18 protein-coding genes are annotated in these 20,830 nt (G+C 46.0%); 6 read left to right on the plus strand and 12 right to left on the minus strand.

Features of this window, described 5'->3' with window-relative positions; translation table 11 throughout:
* Window positions 1-168: 168 nt before the first annotated feature.
* Window positions 169-1,122 carry an NADP-dependent oxidoreductase gene (locus tag AC58QC_RS12955; RefSeq protein ID WP_497415567.1) on the minus strand — a complete coding sequence of 318 codons (954 nt, stop codon included), beginning with the start codon at window positions 1,120-1,122 and terminating at the stop codon, window positions 169-171.
* Between the two features lie 109 nt (window positions 1,123-1,231).
* On the opposite strand from AC58QC_RS12955, the gene AC58QC_RS12960 reads away from it, so the two are divergent.
* Window positions 1,232-1,723, plus strand: a complete 492-nt coding sequence (locus tag AC58QC_RS12960) for a MarR family winged helix-turn-helix transcriptional regulator (RefSeq protein ID WP_497415568.1) — start codon at window positions 1,232-1,234, stop codon at window positions 1,721-1,723.
* Between the two features lie 75 nt (window positions 1,724-1,798).
* A complete protein-coding gene (locus AC58QC_RS12965) occupies window positions 1,799-2,224 on the plus strand; it encodes a VOC family protein (RefSeq protein WP_497415569.1) in 426 nt (141 codons plus the stop codon).
* 55 nt (window positions 2,225-2,279) lie between these two features.
* Here the strand turns inward: AC58QC_RS12965 and cls are convergent, their stop codons facing one another.
* The 5 genes from cls to glgB form a co-directional block, all read right to left on the minus strand.
* Entirely contained in the window at window positions 2,280-3,731 is a 1,452-nt protein-coding gene (gene cls, locus AC58QC_RS12970; RefSeq protein ID WP_497415570.1) for a cardiolipin synthase, read from the minus strand.
* 116 nt (window positions 3,732-3,847) lie between these two features.
* Window positions 3,848-5,278, minus strand: a complete 1,431-nt coding sequence (gene glgA / locus AC58QC_RS12975; protein ID WP_497415571.1) for a glycogen synthase GlgA — start codon at window positions 5,276-5,278, stop codon at window positions 3,848-3,850.
* Between the two features lie 43 nt (window positions 5,279-5,321).
* Complete coding sequence (gene glgD, locus AC58QC_RS12980; RefSeq protein ID WP_497415572.1) at window positions 5,322-6,431, minus strand: glucose-1-phosphate adenylyltransferase subunit GlgD; 1,110 nt, start codon at window positions 6,429-6,431, stop codon at window positions 5,322-5,324.
* Window positions 6,432-6,437: 6 nt separating this feature from the next.
* Entirely contained in the window at window positions 6,438-7,586 is a 1,149-nt protein-coding gene (locus AC58QC_RS12985; RefSeq protein ID WP_497415573.1) for a glucose-1-phosphate adenylyltransferase, read from the minus strand.
* On the minus strand, window positions 7,529-9,535 hold the full coding sequence (glgB, locus tag AC58QC_RS12990; protein WP_497415574.1) for a 1,4-alpha-glucan branching protein GlgB: 2,007 nt from the start codon (window positions 9,533-9,535) through the stop codon (window positions 7,529-7,531). The genes AC58QC_RS12985 and glgB overlap by 58 nt, the downstream gene beginning before the upstream one ends.
* A gap of 184 nt (window positions 9,536-9,719) precedes the next feature.
* Between glgB and AC58QC_RS12995 the strand changes: the two genes are divergently transcribed.
* From AC58QC_RS12995 to AC58QC_RS13005, 3 genes are read left to right on the plus strand one after another with little or no spacing between them, the layout of a single operon-like run.
* Complete coding sequence (locus AC58QC_RS12995; RefSeq protein WP_497415575.1) at window positions 9,720-10,841, plus strand: peptidylprolyl isomerase; 1,122 nt, start codon at window positions 9,720-9,722, stop codon at window positions 10,839-10,841.
* 54 nt (window positions 10,842-10,895) lie between these two features.
* Window positions 10,896-11,762, plus strand: coding sequence for a class I SAM-dependent methyltransferase (locus AC58QC_RS13000; protein WP_056620772.1), 867 nt, complete (start codon window positions 10,896-10,898; stop codon window positions 11,760-11,762).
* A 3-nt stretch (window positions 11,763-11,765) separates the two neighbouring features.
* The gene (locus tag AC58QC_RS13005; protein WP_497415576.1) at window positions 11,766-12,479 is read left to right on the plus strand and encodes an RluA family pseudouridine synthase; all 714 of its coding nucleotides are present in this window, start codon (window positions 11,766-11,768) and stop codon (window positions 12,477-12,479) included.
* A 21-nt stretch (window positions 12,480-12,500) separates the two neighbouring features.
* On the opposite strand, the gene AC58QC_RS13010 is transcribed toward AC58QC_RS13005, so the two are convergent.
* Window positions 12,501-12,905 carry a MarR family winged helix-turn-helix transcriptional regulator gene (locus AC58QC_RS13010; protein ID WP_497415860.1) on the minus strand — a complete coding sequence of 135 codons (405 nt, stop codon included), beginning with the start codon at window positions 12,903-12,905 and terminating at the stop codon, window positions 12,501-12,503.
* A 332-nt stretch (window positions 12,906-13,237) separates the two neighbouring features.
* Here AC58QC_RS13010 and AC58QC_RS13015 point away from each other — a divergent pair, with 332 nt between their 5' ends.
* Window positions 13,238-13,405: a hypothetical protein gene (locus AC58QC_RS13015; protein WP_497415577.1), complete on the plus strand. Its 168-nt coding sequence runs from the start codon at window positions 13,238-13,240 to the stop codon at window positions 13,403-13,405.
* Here the strand turns inward: AC58QC_RS13015 and gyrA are convergent.
* The 5 genes from gyrA to AC58QC_RS13040 are packed head-to-tail and all read right to left on the minus strand — an operon-like array spanning window position 13,396 to window position 20,662.
* Window positions 13,396-15,837 carry a DNA gyrase subunit A gene (gene gyrA / locus AC58QC_RS13020; protein ID WP_497415578.1) on the minus strand — a complete coding sequence of 814 codons (2,442 nt, stop codon included), beginning with the start codon at window positions 15,835-15,837 and terminating at the stop codon, window positions 13,396-13,398. The genes AC58QC_RS13015 and gyrA overlap by 10 nt on opposite strands.
* Before the next feature lie 24 nt (window positions 15,838-15,861).
* Window positions 15,862-17,835 (minus strand): DNA topoisomerase IV subunit B, encoded by a 1,974-nt coding sequence (parE, locus tag AC58QC_RS13025; protein ID WP_497415579.1) that lies wholly within the window; start codon window positions 17,833-17,835, stop codon window positions 15,862-15,864.
* Window positions 17,836-17,863: 28 nt separating this feature from the next.
* Window positions 17,864-18,856, minus strand: coding sequence for a DUF2705 family protein (locus tag AC58QC_RS13030; RefSeq protein ID WP_497415580.1), 993 nt, complete (start codon window positions 18,854-18,856; stop codon window positions 17,864-17,866).
* Between the two features lie 15 nt (window positions 18,857-18,871).
* The gene (locus tag AC58QC_RS13035; RefSeq protein WP_497415581.1) at window positions 18,872-19,834 is read right to left on the minus strand and encodes an ABC transporter ATP-binding protein; all 963 of its coding nucleotides are present in this window, start codon (window positions 19,832-19,834) and stop codon (window positions 18,872-18,874) included.
* 12 nt (window positions 19,835-19,846) lie between these two features.
* Entirely contained in the window at window positions 19,847-20,662 is an 816-nt protein-coding gene (locus AC58QC_RS13040; RefSeq protein WP_497415582.1) for a GDSL-type esterase/lipase family protein, read from the minus strand.
* Between the last annotated feature and the right edge of the window lie 168 nt (window positions 20,663-20,830).

A 20,830-nucleotide genomic window follows, 5' to 3' on the forward strand; every position in this document is an offset into this window, starting at 1 on the left:
GACTCTTCCAATTTCCAGTAATTCTATCATGATTTCGGGGATTCGAATAGAATCAAAATAAAATCCAGCAACGATTAGGTTGCTGGATGTATGATTTGCATAATCTGATGCAGGAATGCGCAGAACTGATTTCATGTTACCCAGGTTTTCCCTTGCAGAAATAGCTGCTTAATCGGTCATTCGAAGTACAATGCGACCGCGTCCATGCCCTGTTTGGCTCTTCTCATGTGCTTGTCGCACATCTTCCATGGCGAAGCTTTGCTCGATGTTGATTGTAAGCTTTCCTTCTTCGATAAGCTCCGAAATAGCTATCAAATTCTCTTTCGTGGCGATGCCTGGTCGAATCAAGGTAATATCGTGCTGTTTGGCTTTCTCCATCGGCGGTTGGCCCGCGATGGAAGCCAATCGTCCTCCTTGCTTTATCACTGACCAAGTACGAGCCAGTGTCTCTCCGCCGACGGTATCAAGTACGAAATCGACACCATTCACGATCTCTTCAAATTTTTCAGAGGTGTAATCAATAACCCTATCTGCCCCTAATGACGCCACAAAGGCCAAATTCGTCGGTCCCGCGGTAGCAATGACCTCTGCACCGAGCCGTTTCGCGAATTGAACCGCGAACAAGCCAACGCCGCCAGCGGCGCCGTGGATCAGGACCCGCTCGTTCGGCTTCACTTGGCCTTCCGAGACAATCGCGCGCCACGCTGTCGTGGCTCCTCCAGACAAAGATGCCGCTTCTTCATAGCTGATCGAAGCAGGTTTAAGTGCAATCGCATCCTCGGGCGCAGTCGTATACTCTGCGTAAGTCCCTTTCGTGCTGCGCCCAAAAACAGACTGTCCAATCTGCCAAGTGGACACCCCTTCTCCAACTGCTTCCACCACGCCTGAGAACGCAGTTCCCGGAATAAGAGGGAATTGTACCGGCATCGGAAACAGCCCTCGCCGTATTTTCCAATCAACAGGTAGAACGCCTGCCGCATGCACGCGAACAAGCACCTCGCCTGACTGTGGCAGCGGAACTGGAATTTGTTCCACTTGCAGAACCTCGACTTCGCCAAACGCATGGTAACGTATAGCACGCATCAGGTTATTGCCCCTATTTATCTCATTGTTATCTATCATCGTGGTCCTCTCCTCTTTTCAATTCAACTATGCTATATTTAATGTGTATACTCAGCAATTCAATTTATACTGAGTATACTCAGTACTTTCTTAACTGTCAAGGAGGACTATGAAACCAACCCAAGCAAACCAACCCGACCAAACGACGAACGCGATGGATTCCAGCCTTGCTTCAACTAACCCCACAGCTGGAGACGTCTTACAGCTTTTAATACGAACGACGCACCGTCTGCACACGCAATTTGAGGAGCACTTGTCTTTGCTCGGAATCCCGTCTTATTTAACGGGACCGCGTGTCCGTGTGCTTATTGCCATTGAAGAAGCAGGAAGCATTCGGATGTCCGATCTGGCAGCGAAATTAGGGATTAAAGCGCGTACCGTCACCCAATTCGTCGATGCGCTGGAGCAGGAAAACCTTCTCATTCGCACAACAGATCCCGATGATCGCCGAGCTACGTTCCTGCAGTTGACGGAAGCCGCGCCCCCATTGATAGCCAAAGCGCGCAAAGCTATGAGCCAAGCTTCAGATCAAATTTTGCAGATTTTGTCCCCAGAAGGACGCAGTCAACTTCAAACACTGCTGCTAAGTCTCAGTCCATAAGCCGAGTTGGATTTTCTGCAAAACCAATGGTAGAATATAGGGGATTGTCCAATTCACAATAAGAGGAGAATGGTAATGTCAGTTAATGCTTATTTAAATTTCCCAGGAAACACACGCGAAGTTGTAAATTTTTATGCAGACGCATTTAATCTGCCATCTCCAAAAATCATTACATTCGGCGATATGCCGCAAAACCCTGACTATCCGCTACCTGAAGAAGCTAAAAACGGTGTTATGCACACTCGTCTGGATATTAACGGAAGCCCGCTGATGTTTTCCGACACGTTCCCAGGTATGCCATACGTTGTAGGGAACAACATCAGTCTTTCTTATGTCAGCTCCAACGAAGAAGAAATTAAAAATGTATTTCATAAGTTGAAAGTTGGCGGCAAAGTAGCTATGGAGCTACAAGCAACGGACTGGAGTAAATTATACGGTCAAGTTGAGGACAAGTTCGGCATTCTCTGGCAGTTCAACCTTGATAGCGGCGAAACTTTTTAATCATATGTACCAAGCACGAAAAGGCCCCTGCTCATGGCAGTGGCCTTTTGTCATTTTACAAGATCGGTGAAATCAACTTCGAAATCGACTCCAGAAACCGGATTCGCAGCGACCGTTTTTCATATTCCTCAATGGTCAACTCCATACACCCCTCCATGTCCTTCCAGAAGGTGTTCTCCAGCTTCGTTGCCGTCTCTTCATGAAACATCAACGCATTCGTTTCAAAATTAAGCCGCAAGCTGCGAATATCAAAATTCGCTGTACCGACAGAGGCCACTTTGCCGTCTACGATAATCGTTTTGGCATGCAGAAAGCCGTAATCATATAGATAACATTTTACTCCAGCGCGTAATAACTCTCCGACATAATATAGAGATGCCCAATGCACGAAGAGATGGTCCGCTTTCTCCGGTATCATAATCCGTACATCAATCCCCGAAAGCGCGGCGATCCGCAAGGCATTCAACATGCTTTCTTCAGGAATAAAATAAGGCGTTTGCAGCAATATTCGGCTTTTGGCCATATAAATCAACTTAAGAAATGTATGCACAAAATGCGGCCATGTCTCATTCGGTCCACTCGCTACGATCTGCATCGGAACTTGTCCTTTCACCACATTATCCAATGTAGGGAAATAGCGAGAATCCACCTCTAACTCCTTGTCCGAAGCCAGATTCCAATCCAGAATAAACCGCGACTGTAAAGCACGTACTACATTTCCCGTCAGTTTTAGATGTGTATCCCGCCAGTAGCCGAACTTCGGGTTCAAGCCAAGGTACTCATTGCCAATATTAAATCCGCCTAAATAACCGATTTGACCATCAATGACCACAAGCTTGCGATGATTGCGATAGTTGACGCGGTAATTTAGAAAAGGGATTCTAGAAGGAAAGAATGCTGCTTTCTGTCCGCCAGCCTGGAGAAATCCCTTGAAAAACGAATCTTTCAACTTGCGTGAACCGATATCATCATATAAAAAGCGTACCGTCACGCCCTGCGCCGCTTTCCGTGTTAGTACCTCCATGACCCGCTGGCCCAGCGAATCATTCTTCACAATATAATATTGCATATGGATATGGTACTCCGCGGACTCAAGTTGACTAATCAAATCATTAAACTTCTCTACCCCGTCTGTGAAAATATGTACATCGTTATCCTGCGACAAGAAGGAATCGTTCGTTGCGACATTCAAGTAGATCAAATAGCGATAATCAGAAACCATCGGGCTGAGATAGGGAAAAGATCCATCCGTAAGCTGTTGACGCTGCTCGCCAATAACAGACTGCATACGCTCTAACATTCGTTTATTCCATTTATACAGCTTTCTGCGGCTCAAGTTTTGACCCAACATCACGTAGAGCAGGAATCCAAGAATAGGAATGAATAATAACACCATTAACCAAGACCATGTTGCGGCCACATTACGACGCTCTAAGAATACCACGGTGAGCGCCAGTAAAATGTTTACGACGAATACCAAGGTCAATACATGCGATAGCCAATCCACGCCCACAGCTCTCCACTCCAAACATCTAAAATCTGCTATTTCTATTATACCTGAATTTTCTAAATTACGAAAAAGACCCCCTCATTCTTTCGAATCAGGAGGCCCTCTTCCTTACCCTATGAGGTCATTTCATTGTAAAGTGCGATATATTGCTGAGCAGATTTCCGCCAACTAAAATCGCCTTTTTTCATATTCTGCTGAATCTTCATCCAACTGTCACGATCATTCTTATAAAAGAATACCGCGCGCCTGATGATATGCAGCATATCGTGTGCGTTGTAATGCGTGAAAGTGAAACCTGTGCCTTCCCCTGTAAACTCATTATACGGCTGCACCGTATCCTTCAGACCGCCCGTTTCCCGCACGATCGGCACAGATCGATACCGAAGGGCAATCAATTGCCCGATACCGCATGGCTCGAATTGTGAGGGCATTAAGAAGAGATCAGATGCCGCGTAGAACTGATGAGCTAACGCTTCATCAAAGTAAAGGTGCGCAGAGACTTTAGTAGGATGTGTGGATGCTGCGTTCCGAAACATTTGCTCGTAGACAGGCTCGCCAGTTCCAAGAACAACAAGCTGAATGTCTAGCGCTAGAATCTCACGCAGCACGTGCTGAATCAGATCTAATCCCTTCTGCTGTACAAGACGAGTTACCAGTACAATCATCGGGATGTCCCCGTTTACAGGCAGTCCTACGCGTTCCTGAAGTGCTAGCTTATTCTGCGTCTTCTTCTGCATAGAATCTCGGTAATTCACGACCAGGTTCTTGTCCGTCATCGGATCAAACACGTCGTAATCAATTCCGTTCACGATGCCAGTTAATTGATCTTTGCGGTGACGCAGGAGGCTGTCCAAAAATTCGCCGTAATACGGCGTTTGAATTTCCTCGGCATACGTCTGACTAACCGTCGTGATCTGATCCGAATACAACAGTCCACCCTTCAGGAAGCTGGCGCCCCCGTGCAGCTCTAACGCAGTGCCTGAGAAGTGGTCGTCCGACAAACCGAACAAATCCTTGAACACCTGTTGGCCAAATACACCTTGGTATTTTAAATTATGAACCGTCATCATCGTCTTGATCTCGCTAAAGAAAGGCAAATGCTGATAATGAGCCTTCAACAAAACAGGAATCATACCTGCCTGCCAATCGTGACAATGAATCACATCCGGTTGAAAGTCCAAGTAAGGAAGCGCCTCAATGACGCCTCGGCAGAAGAAGCCAAATCGCTCCGCTTCATCCCCATAGCCGTAGATACCAGGCCGATTGTAGTAAAACTCATTATCTACGAAATAAAAGGTAACTTCTTCATACACCAGCATTTCAATCCCGATATATTGCTTGCGCCAACCCAACTGAACATCAAATGATGTTACATGTGTCATTTCGTCTCTATATTTTGTAGGAATATCCCCATACTTAGGCAAAATAACCCGTACGTCAAGCCCTTGACGCGTCAGCTCCTTAGGCAAGGAGCCGATCACATCCGCTAAACCGCCTGTCTTTATAAATGGTACGGCCTCCGAAGCCGCGAACAGTATTTTCATCTTGCCTCTCCTCCGACTTCAATCGAACCAAATCTACTTGCGATTAGATGACTTTAGTTTTCGCTGCAATGAATGGTGCTTTATTATCACCCGTTAACACGCGGCCGCGGCTTATGAAGACATCCTTATCCAGAATCGCATTCTCGATAATAACGTTCTCCTCAATCTCGCAGTTTTGCAGGATGATACTGTTTTTCACGTAGGCCCCTTTGCGGATTTTCACACCGCGGAACAAGATGCTGTTCTCCACCTTGCCCTCAATCTGACAGCCGTTCGCAATGAGCGCGTTTTTGGCTGCAGCGGAGTCCAGATATTTCGCAGGCGGTTCATCCTTGACCTTCGTGTAGATGAGGTTTTTCTGGAAGAACAGCTCGCGCCAAATCGCAGGATTCAGTAGCTGCATGCTGTGTTTGTAGTAGCCTTGGATCGAGTTCACGATACCCAGATGCCCTTCAAACTTATAGCCATACACACTAAGCTTATCAATGTTTTTCATAATGCCGTCACGCACCAGATGATCATATCCTTGTGCTAAGCAGGATTCCACCATATCCAAGAGCAACGCTTTGCTCATGATATACATTTCCATGGAGATGTTGTTCGTCCGAAGTCGGCCTGTGTGATCTTCCATCAACGTAACTTGACCTGAGTCCTTCACAGCCATACGACGGAATTTCCCGTGAACTTCTTCATCCGTTTGCTTATAAATGACGGTGATATCCGCTTGCATATCCTCGTGATAACGCACTGCATCGTTCAAATCAAGATTGCACACCATGTGGCTGCGGGAAATAATGACGAACTCTTCTTTACCGCGGTAGAAATAGTCACGATGGCTATAGAATTGATACAAATCACCACGCGAGATCCCTGTAGGCTCATCGAGTACGGATGGAAGGACGAATAGCCCGCCACGCTTCCGGTCCAAATCCCACTCTTTTCCAGATCCAAGGTGATCCATCAGTGAACGATATTTGTGTTGTGTGAAAACAGCTACGTTATCGATCCCTGAATTCACCATATTGGATAATGCAAAATCGATTAACCGATACCGACCACCGAAAGGCACAGATGCCGGGCAGCGGAAATATGTCAGTTCCTCCAAATCATCCGGTTCATTGACTAAATTAATGACTCCCATCACGTGTTTCATCTGACATCATCCCTTCTGATTAGCGTAGCCTGATACCCGTTCGTTACCGCCAATAAGCACAATTTCACCATTACCGTCAACAACCGCACCATCTTCAACGACCGTATTTTCACCAATAATCGCTTTGATAATCGTAACGTTATTACCAATCTTAGCATTTGGCATGATGACTGAATCCTTAATATGACTACCTTCGCCAACTTGAACACCGAAGAATAAGACAGAATGATCGACATCGCCAAAGATGGCACAGCCTTCGTTCACCAATGATCGTTTAATATTCGCAGTAGGCGCTACGTATTGAGCAGGCTGGTACGGATTCTGAGAATACACGCGCCAGTCTTTATCATTTAATTTAAGCTCGTTATTCTCGTCCAATAGGTCCATATTCGCTTCCCATAAGCTATCAATAGTACCGACGTCTTTCCAATAGCCTTGGAATGGATAAGCAAACATTTTTGCTTCATCCTTCAACATCATCGGAATGATATCTTTACCAAAATCTTTACTGGATTCTGGATTCGCTTCATCTTCGAGTAAATACGATTTCAATGCTTTCCAGTTGAAAATGTAAATGCCCATCGAAGCTAAGTTGGAGTTCGCTTCTTTTGGCTTTTCAGCGAATTCTGTAATCTCTTGCTTCTCGTTTACGCTCATGATGCCGAAGCGGCTCGTTTCTTCCCATTTCACTTCGATAACTGCGATCGTTGCGTCCGCTTTTTTCTCTTTGTGATAGGAAAGCATGAGATCGTAATCCATTTTATAAATATGATCACCCGAAATGACCAAGACGTATTCTGGATCATATTGCTCAATAAACCCGATATTGCGATAAATAGCGTTCGCAGTTCCTTTGTACCAATCGCCGCCTTTTTGCTCCATGAACGGTGGCAGCACCGTAACACCGCCATACTTGCGGTCAAGATCCCAAGAGCTTCCAATACCAATGTACGTATTAAGCACCAGTGGCTGATACTGGGTAAGAACACCAACGGTATCAATTCCTGAATTCGTACAATTGCTGAGTGTAAAATCAATGATGCGATATTTGCCGCCAAAGTGAACAGCTGGCTTAGCTAAATTGTTCGTCAGTACGCCTAATCTTCGCCCTTCTCCTCCAGCGAGGAGCATGGCAACACATTCTTTACTGCGCATATTTGATTTCCCCCTTCAACTTCATCATTCTCTGATTGGAATTCACTCACACACTTGATATAGACAGCCGCAAGCGGCGGAATACATAACGATAAACTATACGGATGACCATGCATGGAACTTGCTCTACTTGTGATCGGTAACGTATTTCCTTGTCCGGAACCACCAAACTCAGCAGCATCGCTATTAAATACAACCTCGTATACACCTAACTTCGGAACGCCGATCCGATAATCCGGATGAACAACAGGTGTGAAATTACACACGAGAATCAATTCATCCTCCGGCAGATTCCCTTTTCGCATATAAGTGACAACACTTTGGCTCTCGTCATGGGGATTAATCCAAGCAAAGCCTTCTGGATCATGATCCAGCTGCCAAAGGGCTGGTTCTTTCAAGTAAAATTGATTGAGCGACTTCACGTAATGGTGCATCTGCTCATGCTTCTCGTAGCCATCTAACAGAAACCAATCCAGCTCCTCGAGATCCTTCCACTCGTCGAATTGACCGAATTCACTGCCCATGAAGAGCAGCTTTTTCCCTGGATGCCCCGACATGTAGCCATATAATACCCGCAAATTAGCAAATTTCTGCCAATAGTCTCCTGGCATCTTATGCAAGAGTGAACGCTTACCATGCACGACCTCATCATGTGAGAGGGGAAGTACATAGTTTTCGCTCCAAGCGTACATGAACGAGAAGGTGATCAGCTTGTGATTGTACCTGCGGTGGATCGGATCCAGCTTCATATACTTCAGCATATCGTTCATCCAGCCCATATTCCACTTATAGTTAAATCCAAGCCCACCCTCATAAACGGGAGCCGTCACCAGCGGCCAATCCGTGGAGTCTTCTGCCATCATCAAGGCATTTGGAAAATAAGAGAAAACGACTTCATTCAGCTTGCGAATAAACGCAACCGCTTCTAAATTCTCCTCGCCTCCATGTTGATTCCGGATAGGTGCTTCATCCCATCTGCCGAAATTGAGATGCAGCATGGAAGCAACAGCATCCACTCTTATACCATCCATATGATACATATCCATCCAAAATACGGCATTTGAGATTAAGAAGCTCTGCACCTCAGGTCTTCCGAAGTCAAAGGTGAGTGTCCCCCACTCCAGCTTCTCCGCTTTGCGAGGGTCTTCGTATTCATATAAGGGCTTCCCATCAAAAAGGCGCAATCCATGATTGTCCTTACAGAAATGGCCTGGAACCCAGTCCATAATAACCCCGATGCCCTTCTGATGACAGCGATCAACGAATCGCATGAAATCCTTTGGCGCACCATGTCGGCTTGTAACCGAATAGTATCCGGTTGCTTGATAGCCCCAAGATCGATCAAAGGGGTGCTCGGCCAGCGGCATGACCTCGATATGGGTATACCCCATTTGGGCCGCATAATCCACTAATTCACTCGTTAATTGTTCATAGGTGTACTGCTCTTCACTTAACCGGTCTTTCTTTCGCCAAGTGCCAAGATGCACTTCGTAAATGGAGAGCGGTTTATTGTAGGCTGGCACTTCTTTCTTCTGCAGCTGCCAGGCCTGATCCTGCCATTCGTATCCACCCAAATCAACAACCCTTGAAGCTGTTCCAGGTCTTAATTCAGAATAGAAGGCATAGGGGTCTGCTTTTAATAAAATCTGCCCCGTTTGGCTATGAATTTCGTACTTGTAATAGTCGCCCTCACTTGATTCCGGAATGAAGATCATCCAGAGGCCTAACGAACTAATCTTCTCCATACTATGCTCGCCGGATTGCCAATCATTGAAATCTCCAAGTACATACACGTTTCGTGCATGCGGTGCCCATACGGCGAATCGAACACCTTCATGCCCTTTTTCTTTGCTAACATGTGCCCCTAAGATACGATAACTGTGGAAAAGGGATCCTTCATGAAGCAGAAACAAATCCTCGGAGCTGGGTATACCTACATTTGCTCCCACATTATCCCCCCCTAATTCGACATGTCTTTTTTCTCTAAGATGCGTGTTGCAAATCGTCTCTACCTCTACAAATACAACAAACAGGTGATGAATTCCTTCAATTCGGTATGAATAAAAAAAAGGAAATCTCTTAACCTTCGGTGAATTATTGGTATGACATGAAATGAAAGGTGGATCACTCATAATGAAAGACAAAGTAAAAGGACTTATTGTAGGATTAACCATTGGTTCTGTTTTAAGTGGAACCGTAGCTTTTGCAGCAGGAACTCAGATTGAAGTGGCCTTCCGCAACCTGACGTATATGTTTGATGGTGTCGAAAAAGCGCCAACGGATGCCAAAGGCTTTATTTATGAAGGCACAACCTATGTACCACTGCGCTTCGTGAGCGACTCGCTCGGCAAGAAAGTGGAGTGGGATGACGCAACAAGTACCATTTGGATTGGCAATAATCCGAATCAAGTGGTTGCCTCATACAAAGGTGGGACTGTGACGAAGGGTGCGTTCGATGTGGTCTTTAACCTCAAATCACTGTTAGATAGTGCGTATGCAAGCTCCAAGGACAATATCGACTATCAGACAAGTGTTCTCAAGGAATTAGTAACCAACCGCATTCTCTACACCCGCGCATCTGAGGCTGACCGAGAGGCTGCTAAGCAAAGTGCTGCTGCACTGGTTGCTAGTTGGAAAAAGCAATTTGGCGAGGATAAATTTAATGCCGATTTGAAAAAAGCGAATGTGACAGAGAATGATATCCAGTATTATCTCGTGGGCAGTATGACTGCGAATAACTATGTGAAATCTAGTATTACGGATGCTCAGTTGAAAGCGCAGTATGATGCAACACTAGCAGTGAATAAAAATGCGTTTACGATCGCTTCTGTGCGTCATATTTTGATCGGACTGACTGACCCAGAGGGTAAATCCGTTCGTACAAAAGAAGAAGCTCTTACCATTGCCAAGGATGTTCAGCAAAAATTGAAGAATGGCGGAGACTTCGTTGCACTAGCTAAGCAATATTCTGATGATCCAGGTTCAAAGGATTCCGGCGGTCTTTATGCTGATGCAGATGTTAGTCAGTGGGTGGAAGGGTTCAAAAACGCAGCCATCAGTCAAACCGTTGGCGCTATCGGCGATCCTGTTGAAACCGAATATGGCTATCATGTACTTAAAGTGGAATCCCGCTCCGTGAAACCACTTGAATCGGTGAAAGAGTCACTGCGTGCGTCACTTGAACAAGCGCAATACCAACAATTCGCGGAAAAAGAACTGCCTGGATTGATTGAAAAGATCGATTTAGGTCAATAAATGGTGTACAATGGATGTTTAGTTAAGTCTCTAAGTTGAAGGATGGATTACAACATGTTTTATGCAAAAGATTGGGTTGATTATGAGCTGCTCGATACAGGCGGCGGCGAAAAGCTGGAACGCTGGGGTACGATTGTACTTCGCAGACCCGACCCGCAAATTATTTGGCCTCTACAGAAAGAAACACCGGCTTGGCGTCAAGCTGATGCGCATTATCACCGCAGCTCCAGCGGCGGCGGCCAATGGCAGCAGAACGCAGAGCTCCCAGAGCGCTGGACGATCACGTACGATCAGAAGCTGACCTTTTATATTAAGCCTACTAGCTTTAAGCATACGGGTCTGTTCCCTGAGCAAGCGGTCAATTGGAAATGGATGATGGACAAGATTAAAGGTGCCGGTCGTCCCATTAAAGTACTCAACCTCTTCGCTTACACCGGCGGGGCAACACTTGCATGTGCCCACGCTGGCGCTGAAGTGTGCCATGTGGATGCGTCTAAAGGGGTTGTGCAATGGGCGAAGGAGAATCTGCATCTCAGTGGTATGGGCTCCAGGCCTGTTCGATTTATTACGGATGATGTTTTCAAATTCGTTCAAAGAGAGCAGCGCCGCGGCAGCAAGTACGATGCCATTATCATGGATCCACCTTCCTATGGTCGTGGACCTAACGGTGAAACCTGGAAATTGGAGGATGACCTCTTCCCGTTCATCCAAACGTGTCAATCTATCTTGACGGACAATCCGTTATTCCTGTTGATCAATTCCTATACGACAGGTATCTCGGCTACCGTGCTTCAGAACATTTTGACGATGGCGATGAAAGACAAGCATGGCGGAACGATCTCCAGCGGTGAAATCGGCCTTCCGATCACGCATTCCGGACTTATGCTCCCTTGCGGTATTCTAGGACGCTGGGAGGCGTAAACGGTGGCAGGATTCAAAGATGGCTACGGCGCATCGCAAATACCGATTTTGTTCGAAGACAACCACATTCTCGTGGTTGAGAAGCCCGTCAACATGCCTACACAGGAAGATGAGTCTCGTGATCTTGACTTGCTGAACGCCTTGAAGGCAGATCTCAAGGAGCGCTACAACAAACCCGGCAATGTGTACCTCGGGCTTGTTCATCGCTTGGATCGTCCCGTTGGCGGCGTGATGGTCTTCGCCAAAACGTCAAAAGCCGCGTCCCGACTTTCGGACGCGGTACGAACAAGGCAGCTCGACAAGACGTACGTCGCTGTCGTGCACGGCAAACCCTCACAGCCGGCCGCTACGCTGCGCCACTGGCTGTTGAAGGATACGCAGACGAATACCGTCAGCGTAGTCAAGGCAGGCCAGCAGGACGCCAAGGAGGCGGTGCTGGACTATAAGCTGCTCGGCAGCCAAGACGGGCTCAGCTTGATCCAGATCAAGCTGCACACCGGACGGCCGCATCAGATTCGCGTGCAGCTGGCTGCCATTGGCTGCACGCTGTACGGGGACCAGCGCTACGGCAGCGCTGTGAACAAACCAGGCCAACAGCTCGCGCTGTGGGCCACGGCTCTTGCCTTTGAGCATCCTGTGCTCAAAGAGGCGATGCACTTCCGGTCGCTGCCGCCGGTGCAGCGGCCTTGGAATGAATTTACCATCCCCGAGCTATAAGGGGATGAAGCACTACCTCATTTAGTTCGCAACCTTACCCAATAAATAAATAAGCAATTTCTGATTATGAGCGGAAACGCGATTTAGGTACGAATCCAACAGTTCTTCACGGATTCCACGGCCTCTCTCGCATTCCGTTTTTCCTTTATCCGTGACGTGGATCCAGACAATTCGACGGTCCTTCTCATCGCGTACACGAATAATTAACTCCGCTTTTTCCATCCGGTCTAATAAGGTAGTTACGGCTGCAGGTGTCGTGGATAAGTATTCGATTAAATCCGAAGGCTTCATGCGTTCATGGACCAGGAGCAACTCAAGTACATTCAACTGTCCTTCCGTAATCGTAGGGGCTAAGCCTACCTCCATCTGATTTTTCAATTCCTTCGATAATTTTAGCCATAGCTTTCCGAATTCATCGGAATACATCCTCATCAACTCGCTTCCATTTTCACCTATTTACAGCAAGTATAGCACGCCTTTTCGCTAGTTTAAAGTTTAATGCCATTAATATTTTCTTACAAAAATTGCAAATTATATGGACATGCTGTGGTATGCTGAAGCCTGATGTCGAGCCTCCGCAGAGTTTGTCAACTCATGCGAGGAATGACAAGCGAATCGACTTCTTTTAACATGTTGCCCATTGCTCACATATACTGATCGAAGGTGTATTGCACCCTTGTAGACAACAGCGAGTCCCTGTTCTTTCGGATACTTGACATGCAAGGCTGCTGTTAACTAACTTTCAAGGAGTGATTAGTGTGGAAGCTTGGAAAGTAGAGTTAGGCAAAAAAGCGTTGGAAGCCGGCATGCTGAAAGACCCACAGTGGCTGGATCGATTAGACGAACCGATGCCCCTGTGGGTCTTATTAGAGTTAGCTTTTACATTGATAGAAAGACTGGATCCCCCGACGATTAGTTACGATTGAGGAAAGCGTAATATCTCGACAATTGATTCTGTTTTACTCACTGGAATGAGTGATTTACCTTGTGATTTGCGATCTTCCAACGGAGCTGTTTCTGTTGAGAAGCGGTGCTTCTCGCCAGTGCTCATCACAGCCGTAACCAAGTAATCCATTTTCACAATAAATGTCCGGATTAAGGCTGAACCGTTAGGTCTTACACGCTTACCTTCCTTGAATTCGAAGGTAATAATCCCCTTCCCGCCGCGACCTTGAATTGGATAATCCACAACGAGAGATCGCTTAGCATACCCGAGGTCCGAGATGACCAGTACTTCCCCTTCATCCCCATAAATCCACTCGGCAGACACGACTTCATCGTCTTCCTTGAGCTGGATGCCGCGCACACCCGCGGCCGCACGGCCCATCGGGTTTACTTCTTCCTCACGGAAACGAATGCTCATGCCCTGCTTCGTGACGAGAAGAATTTCCTTCGTATTATCACTCAGATGAACGTGCAGCACTTCATCTTGTTCGCCAAGCTTACACGCCACAATTGCGTTGGAACGGTTCGTCATGTACTCTTTAAGTTCTGTACGCTTGACTTGACCCTTCCGTGTAACGAACACGAGTGATTTCGTTGGATCGTCAAAGCCTTTCACTGGTATCACATTCACGATACGATCTTCCTTCGCAATCGGGATGACATTCACGATCGCGGTGCCGTTCTCTTTCCACTTGTACTCTGGCACTTGATGGACAGGCAATAAGTAATATTGCCCCTTCTTCGTGAAGATCAGCAAGCTTTCGATCGTGTTGACATCCAGCAAGAAGCGAAGATAATCCCCTTCTTTCATGCCTGTATTCTCAAGCTCACCACCCGAACGAGTGAAGGAAAGCTTGCTAGTTCGCTTCAAGTAGCCTTCATTGGACAAGGTGACAAGCACATCTTCAGCGGTTACAAGGACTTCAAGATTGACTTTCAATTCCTCGACTTCACCTTGAATCTCCGAGCGGCGATCGATCCCATATTTCTTGCGGATTTCGCCCATCTCATCTTTAATGACGCCTAGAAGCTTCTTCAAGCTGCCAAGAATCCCGCGCAAGTACGCAATCGTTTTCTCAACATCTTTCAATTCCTTCTCTAGCGTTGTTATTTCCAAATTCGTTAGACGGTATAATTGCAGGACGAGAATGGCATCAGCTTGTCGTTCCGAAAAATGAAACTTCTCTACGAGATTATTTTGTGCGTCCTGCCGATTTTTCGAGGCTTTAATCGTGGCAATGACCTCATCCAAAATGTTCAGAGCTTTAACAAGCCCTTCGAGGACATGCGCCCGATCTTCCGCTTTCTCCAACTCGTATTGCGAACGGAACGTCACAACCTCTTTCTGGTGCTCAATATAAGCTTCCAGAATCTCGCGGATACCGAGCTGACGAGGCGCTTTATTCACAATCGCAACCATGTTGAAGTTATAGGTAACTTGCAAATCAGTTTTCTTCAGCAAATAGGCCAAAATGCCTTGTGCATCCGCTTCCTTCTTGAGCTCGATAACGATACGAAGCCCATTCCGTCCACTTTCATCCCGCACTTCGGCGATACCCTCGATTTTCTTCTCCAGACGGATGTTCTCCATCGCGGTAACTAACCGAGATTTAACAACTTGATAGGGGATTTCCGTAATGACAATTTGCTGTCTGCCGCCGCGCATATCCTCGATCGCAGTTTTGGAACGGATATAGATACGGCCTTTACCTGTCCGGTAGGCCTCACGAATGCCTTCTTCCCCCATGATGATCCCTGAGGTAGGGAAATCTGGACCTTTGACAATCGCCATTAATTCGTCAACTGTAATTTCAGGTTTATCGATCATAGCCGTACAAGCGTCAATGATTTCACGCAGGTTATGCGGTGGAATTTCCGTCGCAAAGCCTGCAGAGATTCCGCTAACGCCGTTTACTAGCAAATTCGGATAACGGGCAGGTAACACAACCGGTTCTTTGGTTGAATTATCAAAGTTATCTTTAAACATCACGGTGCGCTTCTCTATATCGCGCAGTAATTCCATCGCGATTTCCGATAAGCGTGCTTCCGTATAACGCATAGCTGCCGGTGGATCATCGTCTAAAGAACCCCAGTTCCCGTGACCATCCACGAGCGTATGTCCCATTTTCCAAGGCTGTGCCATACGAACCATACCATCATAAATCGACGCATCACCATGAGGATGATAGTTACCCATAACATCCCCTACGGTTTTCGCTGATTTCCGATACGGTTTATCCGGCGTGTTGCCTGAGTCGTACATCGCGTACAACACACGACGTTGAACAGGCTTTAAGCCGTCTCTAACGTCGGGAATAGCACGATCCTGAATGATATATTTGGAATACCGTCCGAAGCGATCGCCAACGATCTCCTCCAGAAAGGCTGGTAAAAACTCTTCTATAATGCTCACTTTCTCGTCACCACTCTTTTTGGTCTACTCAACATATTCAGTAAAATCAACGTTTTCTATAATCCATCTCTTACGTGGATCTACTTTATCGCCCATCAATGTTGTCACACGACGCTCTGCTTTGGCGGCATCTTCAATCTGTACCTGAAGCAGCGTTCGACTTTCCGGATTCATTGTTGTTTCCCATAACTGATCCGGATTCATCTCGCCTAGTCCTTTATAACGTTGAAGCTCCGTATTTTTACCAAGTTCTTTGACTACAACCTGCAGTTGATCGTCCGTCCAAGCGTATTTATGACCACCATTTTTACCTTTTCTCGTCACTTTATACAGGGGAGGCTGCGCAATATATACTTTACCAGCATCTATTAATGGCTTCATATACCGGTAGAAGAAGGTTAATAGGAGAACTTGAATGTGCGCTCCATCCGTATCGGCATCCGTCATGAGAATAATCTTGCCGTAATTCGTCTCTTCTGCTTCGAACTCAGAGCCAACGCCTGCACCAATCGCTGCAATAATGGCCTTATACTCTTCATTTTTCAAAATATCCAACAGCTTAGCTTTCTCCGGATTCATCGGCTTGCCCTTCAACGGCAAAATCGCTTGATGCTTTGAATCGCGCCCTTGCTTCGCAGATCCACCAGCGGAATCACCTTCCACGATGAACAGTTCATTCCGTTGCAAATCCTTCGATTGCGCAGGAGTCAGCTTACCATTCAGGTTGGAGCTCTCACTCTTCCCTTTCTTGCCACTGCGAATCTCTTCACGTGCTTTACGTGCTGCTTCTCTGGCTCTCGATGCTTGTACAGCCTTTTTGAGCATCATTTGAGCAATTTGTGGATTTTCTTCAAGGAACACAGTCATTTTATCAGATACAACAGCGTCTACAGCACTTCGTGCAATAGCACTACCCAGTTGGTCCTTGGTTTGGCCTACGAACTCGACATCGCCCATTTTGATATTGATAACGACCATCATACCTTCTCTGAGATCCGTTCCGTCGAGGTTTTTATCCTTTTCCTTGAGAATGCCCCCTTTACGGGCATATTCATTCATCACACGGGTATATGCTGTTTTGAATCCTGTCTCGTGGGTTCCACCGCCGCGGGTAGGAATCGAGTTAACGAACGAAGCAATCGTCTCTGTATAGCCATCATTGTATTGCAACGCCACTTCAACTTCAATTTCATCCTTCTCAGAGGCAAAATGAATGACAGGATGCAGCACAGTCTTCTCTTCATTCAAAAAGGCTACAAACTGACTTGCTCCGCCTTCATATTGGAACGAATCCACTTTATCTGTACGTTCGTCCTTCAGGTTTACTTGAAGTCCGGAATTGAGGAAAGCAATTTCCTGCAAACGCTCAGCGAGTGTATCGTAATTGATCGTTGTTCCGCCTTGAAAGACTCGTTTATCTGGTTTAAACGTTACTTTAGTCCCTGTTCGGTTGGTATTACCGATAACCTCAAGTCCAGTAACGGGTTCACCGACATGTTCTATGCCTTTGTCATCTACCCAATATTCAAAGCGCATCTTATGTACTTTGCTATCGCGGTTAATCTCAACCTCTAGCCACTCTGAAAGGGCGTTAGTCACGGAAGCACCAACACCATGCAAGCCTCCAGATTTCTTATAGCCTGATCCACCGAATTTACCGCCTGCGTGGAGGATGGTAAAAACGACTTGCGGCGTAGGAACACCTGTCTTATGCATACCGGTAGGAATACCGCGGCCATTATCCTGAACGGTAACCGATTGATCTTTATGTATCGTGACATTAATTTTGGAACAATGCTTCGCCAGATGCTCATCGACTGCATTATCTACGATTTCCCAGATCAGATGATGAAGACCTGAGGAACTGGTACTGCCGATGTACATCCCAGGTCTTTTACGAACGGCAACAAGTCCTTCTAGGACTTGAATATCATCTGCTTCGTAATCCGTCACGGGTGTTGGGGCTTTCCCTTTCGCAAATTCTAGCTGCTCAGCCATTGGAGCCCTCCTTTTATCTCTTTTATCACTAATTTAAAATATCTTTGCGCGAAAATACAGTAAACGATACGATTAGTGCTACTATCGTCCAGACGCTTAACACACTAAGCGAGAACGCTAAATCCATACCTTGAATGGGTGGGATCCCTCCTGTCAAATACTTTGTCAGGTCCAGATTGACCATAAACAAATATTTGGCCGTTTCCCACGAGGAAACCATGTTGGAAAGAATGGTCCCTGATATTAATACGGCAAGCATGACCCCCATACCTGCTGCGGTTGATCGAATTAGTACAGAAAGCATGAGCGACATGATCCCTACGACAATTGCTGTAAACCATACTAAGCCGAACTCCATCAAGAGGAAGAACCATTGGTCCACGGCGCGCACTCGACTAAAATCGACATCCGCCCCCGTCAACTGTATGCCTGTGAAGATTGGCATGTTCCACCCGTTATAGCCGAAAACAACCCCTGAAATCAAGTAACAAATCAATCCCGTGGACAAAACAGTTAGCGAAGTGAAGAAGACAACGGTAATTAATTTACTCAATAGGATTTTCCAACGCCTGACCGGTCTTGTCAACAATAATTTAATAGTCCCCGTAGAATGCTCAGATGATACGATATCTGCCGAAATGACCATGATAATCAACGGAATAAATAGACCGACGGCATTTTTCACAAATTCACGTGTAAATGTAACCGCATTCGGTGAACTTGGATTCACATCTTTATCAAGATAATAATTGGCAATCTGAATTTGAACGCGAAGCTGCTGCTTCCACTCATCTGGTGTTCTTGCTGAACTGAGGCGTTTCTCCCAATCGGTTACTTTTTGCCTCTGGTCCGCTTTCCAATCCGATGTTCCAAATTGCTTCTGTGTATGTTGAGCAACTCGCATTTGAGCATAAGTGAACATGGGAATTAAAGCAAGAAGAATAAGTAGAATGACATAAAATCGCTTTTTCTTAATCATTTTGATCATTTCATTTTTAACTAAAGCATATAAACCTGTCAATGGTTTCACCCTCTTTTACTCTATTCGTTCCCCTTCAGTTAATCGCAAGAACAAATCTTCGAGTGTTGGATTTTTGATTTCTACCGCGTACAGGCTAACCCCTTGTTCAATCAGGCGTTGGCTCAGCTTGGGAATGTCCGCTTGATCCATTTGTGTTGAAATCTGTTTCACCGTTGAAGGTAAGCTTGTTAAGTTCTCCGACTCCACTGCGATCGCGGAAAGCACTAAATCTGATGACTGGATTACGCGTTCCGCTTCTGCACCAGGTGAAACCGTCCAAACAACCCTTCCGCCTTGAGCTATAAGCTCATCTACAGCTCCTACCTGAATCACTTCGCCATGACTAATGATGGCTACGCGATGACACATTTGCTGAAGTTCGCTAAGTAAGTGGCTGGAGACGAACAAACTAAGTCCATCCGCAGCTAATCGTTGAATAAACTCCCTCATTTCTTTAATACCCTGTGGATCAAGTCCGTTCGTTGGCTCGTCCAAAATCAGAAGACTTGGTCGCCCTAATAAAGCTTGAGCAATCCCTAATCGCTGGCGCATGCCAAGTGAATAGGTGCGAACTTTATCATGAATACGCTGATCCATCGAGACAATTTCCACAACTTCTTTTATACGACTGTCATCCACATCGGGCAGCATCCGGGCAAAATGCTCGAGATTCTCCCAACCTGTCAGATAGGAATACAGCTCAGGATTTTCAACGATACAGCCCACTTTTCTCATGGCTTCGTCATGTTCCTTATGAACATCAAATCCACAAATGTGTATAGTCCCTTCCGTAGGACGTATTAAATCCACAAGCATACGAATTGTCGTTGTTTTACCTGAACCATTGGGACCAAGGAAACCAAAGATTTCTCCAGCATACACATCGAAAGAAATGCCTTTGATGATTTCTTTGTTTTTTATACTTTTTTTTAAATTATTAACGGATAGAACGATCTTAGGCGAAGCTGCTATAGCCATCTTCCATGCCCCCTATTTTAAAATTTGGACAATCCGCTCCGCAATCCGTTCATAGCCGTCCCCATTGGGATGAAAATGATCCGCAGAAGATAAATATTTGATCAAATTTTGCTCAAATAGGTCGTAAGTAGGAACATTGAGCATCTGTGGATATTGATTCGTGAGCTTAAACACGCCGTTATTCCAGCGCTGCACGGTTAAAGAGCCCTCTCGTGATGGGTCAAGATCAAGGAACGGATGATATAAACCGATATATAATAGCGTTGCTTTCGGGTTCGCTTTGTTAATTGCAGAAATGATCTTCTCCATTTTGGCAAGTGCAGGGTCTACCCGCTTTTCTGCTGCCTCAGGATTAAATTCAGTTTGGTTATCCCCTTTGAAAAGCCCATCCCCTCCTGCAAAAATATCATTTCCACCTATGGTAAGCAAAATGATATCCGCTTGAGCAAGTGCATCTTGCGTCTTTTTTAATGCTAAATCCGCAAGAAGTTGGTCGCTTTTATAGCCAGGAATTGCTAGATTATTAAGAACAAAAACAGGCTTACCGCTTTCTTTTTCCAGCTTTTCTCGAACTCGGCCGACATAGCCTTTGCCCGTATTGTCACCTGTTCCTGCTGTAAGTGAATCCCCTAAGGCTACAATTTGCAGTTTGCTGCTGCTATCAATAATGGATGGTTTCGTTGTAACTGGAGTGGCGAGTTGCAAATCTCCAGAAGCTTTGGGAAACCATATTTGATTCGCCGCGTAAGCAAAGCCAACAGCGAAAACAATAGTAGAAATTGATGCGGTTAAACCAATGGCACCCCAGATGAAGCGAGATGTTTTCAATGCTGTCCCCTCCTGCGAATAATTGGCATATTTCCAATTTAAGAGTATAGCTTCTCGTCAAATTTTGCAAACATTGTCGCGAAGTGCAGAATAGGATTTGTTTGGATAGTTCTTTCGGAGGGTAAATGTGGGGGGGGAATTGGGAATAGGTGCGGTTGGACTGCTAAG

The organism is Paenibacillus sp. J22P51 (assembly GCF_059692215.1).

What these genes read in the sequence shown, in the direction of transcription:
- AC58QC_RS12985 (WP_497415573.1), bottom strand. Translation starts at nt 7,586, where the DNA reads ATGCGCAGTAAAGAATGTGTTGCCATGCTCCTCGCTGGAGGAGAAGGG.
- glgA (WP_497415571.1), bottom strand. Translation starts at nt 5,278, where the DNA reads ATGAAAATACTGTTCGCGGCTTCGGAGGCCGTACCATTTATAAAGACA.
- glgD (WP_497415572.1), bottom strand. Translation starts at nt 6,431, where the DNA reads ATGAAACACGTGATGGGAGTCATTAATTTAGTCAATGAACCGGATGAT.
- AC58QC_RS13035 (WP_497415581.1), bottom strand. Translation starts at nt 19,834, where the DNA reads ATGGCTATAGCAGCTTCGCCTAAGATCGTTCTATCCGTTAATAATTTA.
- AC58QC_RS13010 (WP_497415860.1), bottom strand. Translation starts at nt 12,905, where the DNA reads ATGTATTCCGATGAATTCGGAAAGCTATGGCTAAAATTATCGAAGGAA.
- AC58QC_RS12955 (WP_497415567.1), bottom strand. Translation starts at nt 1,122, where the DNA reads ATGATAGATAACAATGAGATAAATAGGGGCAATAACCTGATGCGTGCT.
- AC58QC_RS12965 (WP_497415569.1), top strand. Translation starts at nt 1,799, where the DNA reads ATGTCAGTTAATGCTTATTTAAATTTCCCAGGAAACACACGCGAAGTT.
- AC58QC_RS13000 (WP_056620772.1), top strand. Translation starts at nt 10,896, where the DNA reads ATGTTTTATGCAAAAGATTGGGTTGATTATGAGCTGCTCGATACAGGC.
- parE (WP_497415579.1), bottom strand. Translation starts at nt 17,835, where the DNA reads ATGGCTGAGCAGCTAGAATTTGCGAAAGGGAAAGCCCCAACACCCGTG.
- AC58QC_RS12995 (WP_497415575.1), top strand. Translation starts at nt 9,720, where the DNA reads ATGAAAGACAAAGTAAAAGGACTTATTGTAGGATTAACCATTGGTTCT.
- AC58QC_RS12960 (WP_497415568.1), top strand. Translation starts at nt 1,232, where the DNA reads ATGAAACCAACCCAAGCAAACCAACCCGACCAAACGACGAACGCGATG.